Raw genomic sequence first — 12,303 nt, forward strand, 5'->3', positions numbered from 1 at the left:
TCGACCACGCCGGCGGCCGGCCCGGGTTTGCGGGGCCGGCCGCCGTGGCGCGTCCGGGGGTGCTCTAGGACCGGGCGGACCGGCACCGCTGCTTCTCGGCGGCGGTCATCTTGCCCGTGCGCTGGTAGACCCGGCTCGCGGGTGCGGCGGCCGGGCTGTCGACGATGACGTCGATCCGGAAGGGCGGCGCGTCGGGGCTCGCGGCGCGGAACGATCCGTAGACCCGTTTCCGGGCGGGCTGGACCTCCACCCAGGACGTCTCGCCGGGCTTGACGTCCACTTCGACCGTGCTCTTCTCGGTCCTGGTCCAGGTCCACCTGCCGGGCTCGGGCTCCACTCCCCTCTCGAACTGCTCGGCCATCGCGCTGCCGGCCTTGGGGTGCGCCAGCGTCCGGTGCGGGAACAGGCCGTCCTGCGCCTGGTTCACGCTGTCGAACGCGTCGTCCCGGAAGCTGACGGTCCGCTCGCGCTCCAGCGTGCCGCGGGTGCAGTTGGCGTACGCCTCGCCGATGACCCGCGCCTTCTCGTGGTACGTGTAGGTCCGCCGGTCGGCGGTGAAGGTGCAGGCGTCCGGCGCGTTCTGGCAGTAGGCGACGGCCTCGCCGAGGTCGGCGTCCTTGTCGCCGAGGAACGCCGCGGCGGCGGGCAGCGCGGTCTTGGGAATGGTCTTGTCCACGGGCGGCGGCGCATCGGCACCGGCGGGATGCGCTGCCAGCGGCAGGCCCAAGGCCGTGCAGGCGGCAAGGACGGCGGTGGCCGTACGCGGTGAGAACTTCACGGTTCGCGCTCCCTGATCAGCGGCCCGCGAGCTGCGGACTCTCGTTCGCGATCATGAGTGCGGCGATCCGCACGGGGCAGGCAACCTGCCGACCGGATCACCCGGAAGGGGACCCGCGGTGGGCAACTGAAGCAGTTGGTCCCGCCGGGGCGGGGGCTGCGGCACGCGCGTGCGCAGCGGCGGCGTAGCTTGGGCAATGTCGTGACATTGGAGCAGGATCAGGAGACATGACCACCGAAGCGCGTATTCCCACCACGGCGGTTCACCATGGGTGACCTGCTCCTCGTCCGGCACGGCGAGACCCAGTGGTCCCTGACGGGGCAGCACACCAGCTGGACGGACATCCCGCTCACCGAGAACGGCAGGGAGCAGGCCGAAGGGCTCGCACCGCTGGTCGGCAGGTTCCGGATCGGGGCGGCGTTCACCAGCCCCCTGGGGCGGGCCCGGCAGACGGCGGAGCTGGCCGGCTTCCCGGACGCCCGGGTGGATGCCGACCTGAGCGAATGGGACTACGGGGCGTACGAGGGGGTCACGACGGTGGAGATCCACCGCACCCGCCCCGACTGGTATCTCTTCAGGGACGGAGTGGCCGCGGGCCCCACCGAGCATCCCGGCGAGACCCCGGAGCAGGTCGGCGAGCGGGCCGACCGGATGCTGGCCAAGGTCGACGCGGCGCTCGCCAACTACGAGTCCAGCGTGGTCCTCTTCGCCCACTCCCACTTCCTGCGGGTCCTGACGGCCCGTCGCCTGGGACTGCCCGCGTCGGGAGGAGCGCTGTTCCAGCTGGCGACGGGAACCGTCTGCCGCCTCAGTACGGAGCACGGGCGCCCGGTGGTGGCGAGCTGGAACATCCGTCCTTAAGAACATCCGCCCGTAAAACCAGGCACACTCTGTCCCATATAGCACTCTCACCATCACGAAGGATCACGAATGATCACGCTCAAGAAGGAAGACGGACCGGCTGATCTCGGCGGAGTGACCCACCTGTCCATAGGGGTGTCCTGGGACCCCACCGTCGGCAGCAGCGGCGGCCTGATGGGCAAGCTCCGCCAGAAGGCGGGCACCGACCTCGACCTGATCGCCATCGCGATGGCGGGCGCGGACCCGGTGCGCCTCGCCGGTCTCGACTCCCTCGACCCGCTGGGCAACGGCTCGCTGGTGCACAGCGGCGACAACCAGACCGGCAAGGGCGACGGCGACGACGAGACGGTGACCGTCGAGTTCGCGCGCGTGCCGGACAACATCACGGCCATCGTGTTCGTCGCCGCCGCGTACAAGAAGCGCAGCGCCTTCCAGAACGCGCGCAACATCAGCTTCAAGGTGTACGACGCCACGGGCGGCAGCACCCAGCAGGTCGCCGACATCTGGCCGAGCCTGCTCACCAACGACAACGGCTGCGCCGTGGCCAAGGCGATCCGGGACGGCGCGACCTGGAAGCTCCAGGTCATCAACGAGACCGGGAAGATCAAGCAGGGCGACGAGCAGGCCCTGATGCGTTTCGCCATGAGCAAGTAGTCGGCGTCCGGGGAGCACGTGGCCGGTGTCCGGGTGAGCACGTGGGCGGTGTCCTAGCCGGCCGGGACACCGGCCGGCCCGGTCGTGGTCCCGGCCCGGTTCGACACGGGACGGGAAGATCATCAAGACTTGCCGCCATGCGATACGGCGTTAACCTCCTCAATTTCGGCTCCGGCACCACCCCCGACTCGCTCGTCCGGCAGGCGACCGACGCCCGTGACCTCGGGTTCGGGTTTGCGATGATCTCCGACCACATCACGGTCACCCCTGACGTGCACTCGGTCTATCCGGCCCCGTTCTACGACCAGTTCGTGCTCGCCGCGCACCTCGCGGGCCGCGTACCGGGACTGCGGCTCGGCACGACGATCACGGTCATTCCCTACCGCCACCCGCTGCAGACCGCCCGCCTCGCCGCCAACATCGACCAGCTGAACGACGCCGGGTTCATCCTGGGCGCCGGTGTCGGCTGGTCCCGCGCCGAGTACGACGCCCTCGGCGTCCCCTTCGACGAGCGCGGCGCCATCACGGACGAATACCTCGCCGCGATACGCGCCTCCTGGACCGAGGAGACCACCTCCTTCCAGGGGCGCTACGTCTCCTACGAGGGCATCCACAACGCTCCGCTGCCCGCGGCGCAGCTGCCCGTCTGGGTCGGCGGCAACTCCCCCGCGGCCCAGCGTCGCGCGGCCCGTCTCGGCGAGGGCTGGCACCCGTTCATGCCGACGCTCGACGTGCTGCACGACGCGCTGCCCCGGATCGCCGCGGAGGCCGGGGCAGCCGGGCGCCCCGTGCCGGACCTGGTGCCCCGCCTCCAGCTCCGGCTCACCGCGCAGCCGGACACCGCGGACCGTCCCCTCGGGCACGGCAGCGTCGACCAGCTCCGCGCCGACCTGGAGACGCTGGCGGAGCTGGGCGCCACGGACGTCCTGCTCGACACCTACCCCGGCACCCCCGGCGAGCGCGGCACCGCCGACGACGACCGGCGCACCCTTGAGCTCGTCGCCGAAAAGGTCGTCGACCCCGCCACGGGAACGATCCGCTGAGCCGACAACCCCGCGCCACTGACGACGACCGGCGTCCGGCGGCCGTTGTCAGTGGCGCGGGGCACCATCGGAACCAGGCAGCATGACCTGGGAAAGAGGTGGGCTCATGACGAAGCCTCCGACGGCCGCCCAGCGGCGGATCATCGAGGCCGCGGACCCGGCGACGGGCCGTCTCGCGGGAAGCGAGGCACAGCTGGCGGCACTCGTGCGCCACCGCCTCGCTTTCCGCCACCCCCGGCCGCCGCACGCCTATTTCCTGACGCCCACGGGTCATCGCGTACGGGAAGAAGGCGCGGGCGGTCCCGCCGCCGGGGTTCCCGGCCCTCCCCCGGCCGCTCCTCCCGCCGAGTCCGGTCTCTTCGCCGCCCGCACCGGCGCCGAGCCCATACCGCCGCCGGGCGCCGGGAGCCCGGCCCGCGCACGTGACGTGCGCAGTGCCTGGGAGGGGCTTCTCGAGATGCGCCGCATGACCAACCCCGACGGCGCGCGGGACCGTCCTTGCGGCTGGGAGCGGACGCATCTGGTGCAGGCCGCCGCGCTGGCCCTGGAGGCCGCGGGCTGCCCGCCGGGGCCCGAGGGGTATCGGGTCGGCGAGACACCGCAGCCCGAGGCCGTCGCCGTACGTGACGTGGCTCCGGAGGGGCTGCGGGCGTGCGCGGCGGCGCTTGAGGCCGCGGGGTGGCAGGTCAGCGAACACGCCGAGCGGGCGCGCGGCGAGCGGTATCTCCTCGCCTCGCCCAGGAGGGGATGACCACCGGGGCGGCAACCGCGGAACAATCATGACGAACACCGAGTCGAATCGCCGGAAGGAATGTCGTGGCGGAGCCCTTTTCCGTGAGCATCAGCGTCCGTGGGTACGAGACGGACTCCCAGGGTCATCTCAACCAAGCCGTCTATCTTCAGTACGCCGAGCACGCCCGCTGGTCCGTGCTGCGCGCGGCGGGCATCGAGCAGGCCGACCTGCTCGCCAAGGGGGTCGGTCCCGTCGCCCTCGAGAACACCATCCGCTACTTCAGCGAACTGCGCGCGGGCGACGAGGTGGAGGTCACCTGCACGTTCGTCTGGGGCGAGCGCAAGACGTTCCGCATCGAGCAGCTGATCCGCAAGGCGGACGGCACGAAGGCCGCGGAACTGCACTCCGTCGGCGGCCTGTTGGACCTCGGCGAACGGCAGATGGTGAGCGACCCGCGCCAGTACTTCAGGGCACTGGCCGACGACCCTTCCGTGATCGGCCTCTGAGCGGCCGCCGCGGGAACTAGATTGGCAGGTGATCGTTCTTTCAAGTAATAAGCAGGCCCGCTCACCCACAGGAGGCCCCCGTGCCGGACCAGGACCCGCAAGCCGAGGCGGCCGCGGACATACGCGCGCGTATCGACACCAGCACGCCGCACTCCGCGCGCTTCTGGAACTACTTCGTGGGCGGCAAGGACAATTACGAGAAGGACCGCGAACTGGGCGACCACATCAAGGGAATTCACCCCGGCCTCGTCGACGTGGCGCGGCTGAGCCGGCAGTTCCTGGGCCGCGCGGTCCGCCACCTCGCGACGGAACAGGGCATCCGCCAGTTCCTGGACATCGGCACGGGCCTGCCGACCGCCGACAACACCCACGAGGTGGCCCAGCGCGCGGCCCCCGAATCCCGCATCGTGTACGTGGACAACGACCCGCTCGTCCTGGCCCACGCCCGCGCGCTGCTCACCTCCACTCCCGACGGCGTCCCCGCGTACATCGACGCCGACCTCTACGACCCGAAGGCGATCCTCAAGGCCGCGAGCGCGACCCTGGACCTGTCCCGGCCGGTCGCCCTGATGATCCTCAACACCCTTGGCCACGTGGCCGATTACGAGCAGGCGCGCGATCTGGTGGCGCAACTCATGGCGGGCCTGCCGTCCGGCAGCTATCTCGTGATCAGCGACAGCACCGCCACCAGCACGGGCATGATCGCGGCATCGGACGCCTACAACAAGAGCGGCGCGATCCCCTATCACGTCCGCAGCGTCGAGGACATCGGCGGCTTCTTCGACGGTCTCGACCTGGTGGAGCCCGGCGTCTCCCAGGTCACCCGGTGGCGTCCGGAAACCGAGGACACGACACCGGTCGACGCGTACGGCGCGGTGGCCCGCAAGCCGTAACCGTCCGCAACGGTCCGGGCGCCCATCCGCGCGCCCGGCGCGGCGGGGGCTGGTGCGGTCCCGGACCCCGGGCCTACACCAGCCCCCGCTTCTCGTCATAGTCCGCCCGTGACTGCGCGATCGTCACCCGGTGCCGCTCCGCCCACCCCGTCAGGGTCAGCAGCGTGCCGTGCAATTCCTGCGCCACCGGCGTCAGTTCGTACTCGACCTTCGGCGGCACCGTCGGGAACACCGTGCGCGTGAGCAGTCCGTCGCGCTCCAGGTTCCGCAGGGTCAGGGTCAGCATGCGGCGGCTGATGCCCTCGATGCTGCGCTCCAGTTCGGTGAAGCGGATGGGCCCGTGGGCCGCCGCGACCAGGATCGGGATGCTCCATTTCCCCACCACCCTGTCAAGAACTTCCCGCATGGGGCACGCCTGCGCGTTCACCACCTGGGACGTAACACCGGTGTTCCCTTGGGACATTGAAGTTCCTCCTTCTCCCCGACTTCATGGTCACGCACGATGAGCCCCGTTACAAGTCGTGCACCTATGCAGTTCATGGAGGCTTTCATCGTGTCCGATGCCAATGTTTCCGGGGTCGGGAACCGACCCAATACACCACGCTCGCGCCGGACTTCGCTCGCCGTCCTGTCCTCGGGGCTCCTGATGACGATCATCGACGGCAACATCGTGACGGTGGCGATGCCCGCGATCCAGAGCGATCTCGGCTTCTCGGCGCCGGGCCTCGCCTGGGTGGTCAACGCCTATCTCATCGCCTTCGGCGGGCTGCTCCTGCTCGCGGGACGGCTCGGCGATCTCATCGGCCGCAAGCGGATGTTCGTCTCGGGCCTTGCCGTGTTCAACGGGGCGTCCGCGCTGTGCGGAGTCGCCACCGACCAGGGGCTGCTGATCGCGGCGCGTGCCGTGCAGGGGGTCGGCGGGGCGATGACCTCGGCGGTCGTGCTCGGCATGCTCGTGGCGCTCTTCCCCGAACCGCGCGAACAGGCCAAGGCCATCGCGGTGTTCAGCGCGGTCGGCGCGGCGGGCGGTGCGATCGGCACGTTCCTGGGCGGCGCGCTCACCGAGGCCCTCACCTGGCACTGGATCTTCCTGATCAATCTGCCGATCGGGGCCCTCGCACTCGTCGCGGCAGTGCGTGTCCTGGCGAACGACCGCGGCACGGGCCTCGCCGGGGGCGCGGACTATCCCGGCGCCGCGCTCATCACCGGCGCGCTGATGCTCACCGTCTACACGATCGTCGGCTCCGCCGGGCACGAGACGTCCGTGACCCTCGCGCTCGCCGCCCTCTCCCTCGCCCTGTACGCCGCCTTCGCCGTACGCCAGGCCCGGACGGCGCGGCCCCTGGTGCGGCTGCGCGTCTTCCGCTCGCGCACGCTGACCGGCGCCAACGCCGTACAGATCCTGATGATCGCCGGCATGTTCGGCTTCCAGTACATCGGCGCGCTCTACTTCCAGCGCGTGCTCGGCTACGGCGAGTTGAAGACCGGCTTCGCGTTCCTGCCCGCGCCCGTCATCATCGGCGTCCTGATGCTGGGCCTGTCCGCCAGGGTGATCGGGCGCTTCGGCCCCTACCGGTCGCTGCTCGCGGGCCTCGTCCTCATCACGTCCGGCCTCGCACTCCTCGGCAGGCTGCCCGCCGACGGTTCGTACGCCGTCGACGTGTTCCCCTCGATGGTGCTGCTCGGCGCCGGGTTCGCCGCGGGGATGCCCGCTCTGACGGGGCTCGCGATGTCCGGGGCGCGCGAGGAGGACGCGGGGCTGGCCTCCGGGCTCTTCAACACCACTCAGGTGGTGGGCGGTTCGCTGGGCCTCGCCGTCCTGACCACGCTGGCGGCGGGCCGCACGGAGGGGCTGCTCGCGGACGGCGGGCGGAGCGTGGCGGAGGCCACGGCCGACGGGTACCGCCTCGCCTTCTGGGTGGCCACGGGCATCGCGGCGACGGGCTTCGTCCTGGCGGCGACGCTGCTGCGGCCGGGGCGCGGGGCGGGGGCCGCCGGGACCCCCTCGCTTGCCCTCACCACGGCCGGGCAACTACGGTCCGGCCAGCCGTGAATCTACGCGCGTCGCACATCGAGCGAGAGGCATCCGACCATGCGCAAGACCGTTCTGACCGCAATCGTCGCTCTGGGCACGGGAGCCGCCGTGGCGTTCGGCGCCGGCCCGTCGACGGCTCAGCCGAAGCCCGCGACCGACCCGTGGGTTCAGATCGGGAGCGACATCAAGTCCGGCGTCAGTGGCCTCACGGTCACTTCCCGGTCGGGCGGGACGCTGCACACCCTCGTCGTACGCGACAACAAGAAGCCCGGCGAGAACCGCGTCGCCGAGGCCACCTACCGTCCCGGCCGGGCGCCCGAGGTCTCGCCGATAACCTGGCGCGGCGGCCCCGAGCCCGTGGACCTGGAGGCGCTCGACGCGGTGCCGGGGACGTCCGACGAGTTCGTGGCCGTGGCCAGCCGCGGGCTGGCCTACCACGTGAAGCTGACCGATGCCGGAGAGGCCGTGGAGGTCCTCGACATCGCCCCGCTCCCCGCGATCGGCACGGGCGACAACTTCGAGAGCTTCTCGCTGACCTCGCAGAACGGAAAGCTCGCCGCCCTGTGGGCGGACCGCGGCGCGGGCAAGAAGCGTCCGTCGGTGGTCTACTCGGCGCCGTTCTCGTTCAACTCCTACGGCGAGGCGGAGTTCGGCAAGGTGAAGAAGTCGGCGTTCCGCGCGCCTTATCCGTCGGGGGACGTCCGGCACGTCTCGGACATCGACGTCACCAAGTCGGGCCGGGTGCTGGTCAGTTCCGCGTCGGACTCGGGGGACGACGGGCCGTTCGACTCCGCCGTGAGCGACGCGGGCAAGCTGTCCGTGAGCCGCGCGGGCGCGGTGCGGCTCTCGCTCGCCGAGTCGCCGAAGCTGCTGGAGAAGTTCAAGGGCCACAAGATCGAGGCCCTGCACTGCCTGCCCGGCACCCACCGGGCCGCTCTCGGCACGGACGACGAGAACGCGGGCGGCTCCGTCACCACCTCCCGCCTCTGCGACTGACTCCGGACCCCGGAGCCCGCTCCGCCCGGCGCGCCGACCGCTGCTCCGTGCGCCGGCAGAGGCGGCCGAGCGCCGCGCACTGCAGGGCCATGGCCCCCGCCATGGCCAGGCAGATGCCCGGCAGGCCCCTCCCCGACAGGGCGTACGCGAGCACCGACTGGACCGCCACTCCCCCCGCGGTGATGCGGACGAGAGCCGGGCTGCCGCCGCTGCCCTCGAACACCCCGCCCAGCGCGATGAAGCAGGCGAGCAGCACCAAGTACGGCCCCAGGCAGCGCAGATACAGGGCCCCCGCACCGGCCACCTCGCCCTCGGCGCCGAAGCCCCGCATGGTCCACGGCCCGGCGGCGAGCAGCAGCAGCGCGGCCGTGAGGCCGAGGACCCCGGCGACGCACAGCGCCTGGCGCCCGATGGCCCGCCGCTCGTCGCGTCCGGCGCCGAGCAGGTGGGCGGTGTGGATGGCGGCGGCCTGGCGTACGGAGTAGAAGGCCATCGTCGCCAGATACATCGCCTTGGTCGCGATGCCGTACGCGGCGACCTCCGCGACGCCGATCCTGGCGACGACCGCGACCAGGGCGAGCGCGCCCGCCATCCGTACGACGAAGTCCGCCGCCATGGGAAGGCCGGTCGCCGCCGTCCTGCGCGCGTCGGCGCCAAGGCGCCTCGCGCTCCCCCTCTCCTCGAAGGCCGCCCGCAGCACGTCATGGCGCCACAGTGCGACGAGACCGCAGAGCAGCGCGGCCGACCGGCCGAGCAGGGTGGCGATCGCCGCCCCGCGCACGCCGAGCCCGAGGCCCGTGATGAGCAGCGGATCCAGGGCCAGGATCAGGCCGTTGGCCAGCAGGGCGAGCCGCATCGGGGTGCGGGTGTCGCCCGCGCCCTTGAGGATTCCGTCGACGACGTTCGTGGCGAAGTACACTGCCGTGCCCGGCAGGGCGATCGCGAAGTAGCCGGTCGCGAGGGCGAGGGCGTCGCTCTCCCCTCCGCCGAGCACCAGGCGGGCCAGCGGCTCCCGGCACAGGTACCCGCCGACGGCCACGACCGGCGTGATCAGCGCCCACAGCGCCAGGCCGCCGCGCACCGCCGAGCGTACGGCCGCCCGGTCGCGCGCTCCCCGGGCCCGCGCGAGGAGCACCGTCGTACCGGACCCGGCCATGAGGATGACGCCGAGCAGCAGATTCTCGACGTTCGTCGCGACGGCCACCGCGGCGACCGCGGCGCCGCCGAGCCGGGCCACCCAGATCATGTTGATGATCCCGGCCGTGACCCCGGCGAGAAGCTCGAAGTAGACCGGATACGCGAGCGACACGAGCCGGCGGCGGTGTTCCGCCGGTGGCGATGTCGACCCCATGGAGACCCCCCTCTTTCCGCTGTACATCGATTCGAGGTACAGCGGAAAGAGATAGCATCAACCACGCGCGGCGGACAAGGGAAAGACACGGGAGAAGGGCTCAACTCCATGCTGGAGCTGTCGATTCTGGGCTTCCTCTACGAGGAGCCCCTGCACGGCTACGACCTCAAGGCCCGCATCCAGGGCCTCAGCGGTCACATCCGTCCCGTGAGCGACGGCGCGCTCTATCCGGCGATCACCCGTCTGGTGAAGGCGGGCCTGGTCGAGCAGCGCACCGAGCCGGGCAAGAGCGCGGCGCCCCGCCGGATCCTCTCCCTCACGGAGGCCGGGCGCGGTGAACTCCTTGCCCGCCTCCGGGAACCCAAGGACGCCGAGATCACGGACGGGCAGCGTTTCTTCACCCTCCTCGCGTTCCTGCGCCACCTCCCCGACCGGTCCGGACAGGCCGCCGTGCTCCGCCGCCGCCAGGCCTTCCTGGACGCACCGGCGAGCTTCTTCTACCGCGACGGCAGGCCGCTGTCGGCGGAGGAGACACCCGACCTGTTCCGCCGTGGCATGCTCCGGATCGCGCGCGCCACCGGCACGGAGGAGGAGAAGTGGCTGTCAGAGGCGATCAGTACGCTGGAGGGCAACGGCGGATCTTGATGAGCGACGGGGGTTGCGATGAGCGGTGAGCAGGCAGGGAGCCCGGCGGACCGGGCTGCCGTCGAAGAGCGGGTCCGGCGGGAGTGGGGGCTCGAACTGCCCGAGTCGGTCTTCCGGTTCCGGGACTTCCTGGGGTCTCCAGGGCCCGGCGGGAAGCAGGCGCTCCAGGATCTGATGGTGAGCCCGATGGGCGTCATGGACCTGTTCGTGGACGCCGGACGCCGGGCGTCCGACGGAATCGACGTGCGCGTGCACGGCCGTTATTACCGCGATCCGCCCGAGTTCCTGACGTTCATGCACGGCGGTTCCGACGGACTGCACTTCGGCCTGTGGTTCGACGACGGCCGCACCTGCCGGGGCGTCGCGTCCTATTACAACAACGACGGCGGCGAGATCGACACCCATGCGGCCACCCCGCTGGAGGCGGTGCGCTCCCTCGTCGAACGGAGCTGGCGCGACCTGGAGTACGACCTCGGTGACCCGGACACGGCCGCCAGGATGTCCGGCCTGGGACAGCTTCGCGACGCGCTGACCGCCCTGGAGACCGGCGACAGGACCGAAGTGGGCCTGGCCTACACCGAGGCGTACGAGACCGTGCGCCGGCCGGTGGACCCGGGCCGCGTCACGACGCTGGACGGCGCAGGGGCCCTCGTGGCGGGCAGAACCGCCCTCGACCGTCCCCCGCACAACGGCGCGGACGCGTACAAGTTCGCGACGTACATGTACGAGCTGTTCGACGACGCCGCGGCCCTGGAAGCGAGCGTCCGGGAAGCGCGCCGCCGGTGCGCGGCGGGCGATCCCGCCGAGGCCCTCGTCCTGGGCCGCGACCTGCACTGGGCGTCGGGAGGCGACCCGGACCGCGAGGAGCTCGCCGGTGAACTCCTCGCGGCGGCCTATGCCGCCCTGGGCCGCCCCGCCCTCGCGGGCATCGCAGGCGCCCACCACCGGCACCGCTCCTTGCCGCAGGTGGACGTCCTGGAGCCGACGGGCCCCTAAGCGTCAGAGGCGCTGTGCCTCGACCAGTTCCCTGGCCTCCTCGGGCGTCGCCACCGACGGCGGGGAGCCCTCCAGGGGCTTGCGGGCCGTTTCCTTCATGGCGGCCACCGCGATGATGCCGACGAGACCCGCGAGCATCGTGTAGAACGCGGGCATCAAGTCGTTGCCCGTCGCGCCGATCAGGGCCGCCACCACCAGCGGGGTCGTACCGCCGAAGAGCGAGACCGAGACGTTGAAGCCGATGGACAGGGAGCCGTAGCGCACGTCCGTCGGGAAGAGGGCCGGCAGCGACGAGGACATGGCGCCCAGGTAGCAGACAAGGGCGAGACCGAGGATGAGCAGGCCCGTGAAGACCGCGACCGTGCCGCCCTGCTTGATGAGCAGGAAGGCAGGCAGGGCCAGGACGAAGAAGCCCACCGAGCCCGCCATCAGGACCGGCTTGCGGCCGATGTGGTCGGAGAGGCGGCCGACGGAGTTGATGAGCGCCATCAGGATCAGCATGACGATCACGATGGACATCAGGCCGCCGGTCTCGCCGAAGCCTAGCTCCGTCAGATACGTCGGCATGTAGGAGAGCAGCATGTAGTCGGTGACGTTGAACGCGGCGACCAGTGCGATGCACAGCAGCATCGCCCGCCACTGGCCGACGAAGGAGTCCCGGAAGGACTTCTTCTGGCGTTCGGCGGCCGGTCCGCTCTCCGCCTCCGCCATCTTCTGGAATGCGGGCGACTCGTCGAGCTTCAGCCGCAGGTACAGACCGATGAGGCCGAGCGGCGCCGCCACCAGGAACGGGATGCGCCAGCCCCAGGACC

14 protein-coding genes are annotated in these 12,303 nt (G+C 71.3%); 10 read left to right on the forward strand and 4 right to left on the reverse strand.

Annotated elements, in window-relative coordinates:
- Positions 1-64: 64 nt before the first annotated feature.
- Positions 65-778: a hypothetical protein gene (locus tag ACQKIP_RS26115; protein WP_365863225.1), complete on the reverse strand. Its 714-nt coding sequence runs from the start codon at positions 776-778 to the stop codon at positions 65-67.
- A 267-nt stretch (positions 779-1,045) separates the two neighbouring features.
- Between ACQKIP_RS26115 and ACQKIP_RS26120 the strand changes: the two genes are divergently transcribed.
- The 6 genes from ACQKIP_RS26120 to ACQKIP_RS26145 all read left to right on the forward strand — a co-directional run bounded on the left by ACQKIP_RS26120 (position 1,046) and on the right by ACQKIP_RS26145 (position 5,468).
- Positions 1,046-1,639: a histidine phosphatase family protein gene (locus ACQKIP_RS26120; RefSeq protein ID WP_365863223.1), complete on the forward strand. Its 594-nt coding sequence runs from the start codon at positions 1,046-1,048 to the stop codon at positions 1,637-1,639.
- Positions 1,640-1,708: 69 nt separating this feature from the next.
- Complete coding sequence (locus tag ACQKIP_RS26125; RefSeq protein ID WP_361193094.1) at positions 1,709-2,293, forward strand: TerD family protein; 585 nt, start codon at positions 1,709-1,711, stop codon at positions 2,291-2,293.
- Positions 2,294-2,430: 137 nt separating this feature from the next.
- Complete coding sequence (locus ACQKIP_RS26130) at positions 2,431-3,336, forward strand: TIGR03619 family F420-dependent LLM class oxidoreductase (RefSeq protein WP_365863222.1); 906 nt, start codon at positions 2,431-2,433, stop codon at positions 3,334-3,336.
- 106 nt (positions 3,337-3,442) lie between these two features.
- Positions 3,443-4,087: a hypothetical protein gene (locus tag ACQKIP_RS26135; protein ID WP_365863220.1), complete on the forward strand. Its 645-nt coding sequence runs from the start codon at positions 3,443-3,445 to the stop codon at positions 4,085-4,087.
- 65 nt (positions 4,088-4,152) lie between these two features.
- Entirely contained in the window at positions 4,153-4,575 is a 423-nt protein-coding gene (locus ACQKIP_RS26140) for an acyl-CoA thioesterase (protein WP_365863218.1), read from the forward strand.
- Positions 4,576-4,655: 80 nt separating this feature from the next.
- Complete coding sequence (locus tag ACQKIP_RS26145; RefSeq protein ID WP_427744245.1) at positions 4,656-5,468, forward strand: SAM-dependent methyltransferase; 813 nt, start codon at positions 4,656-4,658, stop codon at positions 5,466-5,468.
- A gap of 73 nt (positions 5,469-5,541) precedes the next feature.
- Here ACQKIP_RS26145 and ACQKIP_RS26150 read toward each other — a convergent pair whose 3' ends face one another.
- Positions 5,542-5,931 (reverse strand): winged helix-turn-helix transcriptional regulator, encoded by a 390-nt coding sequence (locus ACQKIP_RS26150; protein WP_365863214.1) that lies wholly within the window; start codon positions 5,929-5,931, stop codon positions 5,542-5,544.
- 75 nt (positions 5,932-6,006) lie between these two features.
- On the opposite strand from ACQKIP_RS26150, the gene ACQKIP_RS26155 reads away from it, so the two are divergent.
- Positions 6,007-7,521: an MFS transporter gene (locus ACQKIP_RS26155; protein ID WP_365863213.1), complete on the forward strand. Its 1,515-nt coding sequence runs from the start codon at positions 6,007-6,009 to the stop codon at positions 7,519-7,521.
- A gap of 39 nt (positions 7,522-7,560) precedes the next feature.
- Complete coding sequence (locus ACQKIP_RS26160) at positions 7,561-8,499, forward strand: hypothetical protein (protein ID WP_365863211.1); 939 nt, start codon at positions 7,561-7,563, stop codon at positions 8,497-8,499.
- On the opposite strand, the gene ACQKIP_RS26165 is transcribed toward ACQKIP_RS26160, so the two are convergent.
- Positions 8,474-9,850 carry an MATE family efflux transporter gene (locus tag ACQKIP_RS26165; RefSeq protein ID WP_365863209.1) on the reverse strand — a complete coding sequence of 459 codons (1,377 nt, stop codon included), beginning with the start codon at positions 9,848-9,850 and terminating at the stop codon, positions 8,474-8,476. The genes ACQKIP_RS26160 and ACQKIP_RS26165 overlap by 26 nt on opposite strands.
- Before the next feature lie 108 nt (positions 9,851-9,958).
- Here ACQKIP_RS26165 and ACQKIP_RS26170 point away from each other — a divergent pair, with 108 nt between their 5' ends.
- Together ACQKIP_RS26170 and ACQKIP_RS26175 are read left to right on the forward strand one after the other, a co-directional pair.
- On the forward strand, positions 9,959-10,495 hold the full coding sequence (locus tag ACQKIP_RS26170) for a PadR family transcriptional regulator (protein WP_365863207.1): 537 nt from the start codon (positions 9,959-9,961) through the stop codon (positions 10,493-10,495).
- Between the two features lie 18 nt (positions 10,496-10,513).
- Entirely contained in the window at positions 10,514-11,491 is a 978-nt protein-coding gene (locus tag ACQKIP_RS26175) for an ADP-ribosylation family protein (RefSeq protein WP_365863205.1), read from the forward strand.
- A 3-nt stretch (positions 11,492-11,494) separates the two neighbouring features.
- Here ACQKIP_RS26175 and ACQKIP_RS26180 read toward each other — a convergent pair.
- A partial coding sequence (locus ACQKIP_RS26180; RefSeq protein WP_427744249.1) for an MFS transporter occupies positions 11,495-12,303 on the reverse strand: 809 nt, incomplete at its 5' end.

Source organism: Streptomyces sp. NPDC059900, assembly GCF_050270335.1.
Taxonomy (GTDB): Bacteria; Actinomycetota; Actinomycetes; order Streptomycetales; family Streptomycetaceae; genus Streptomyces.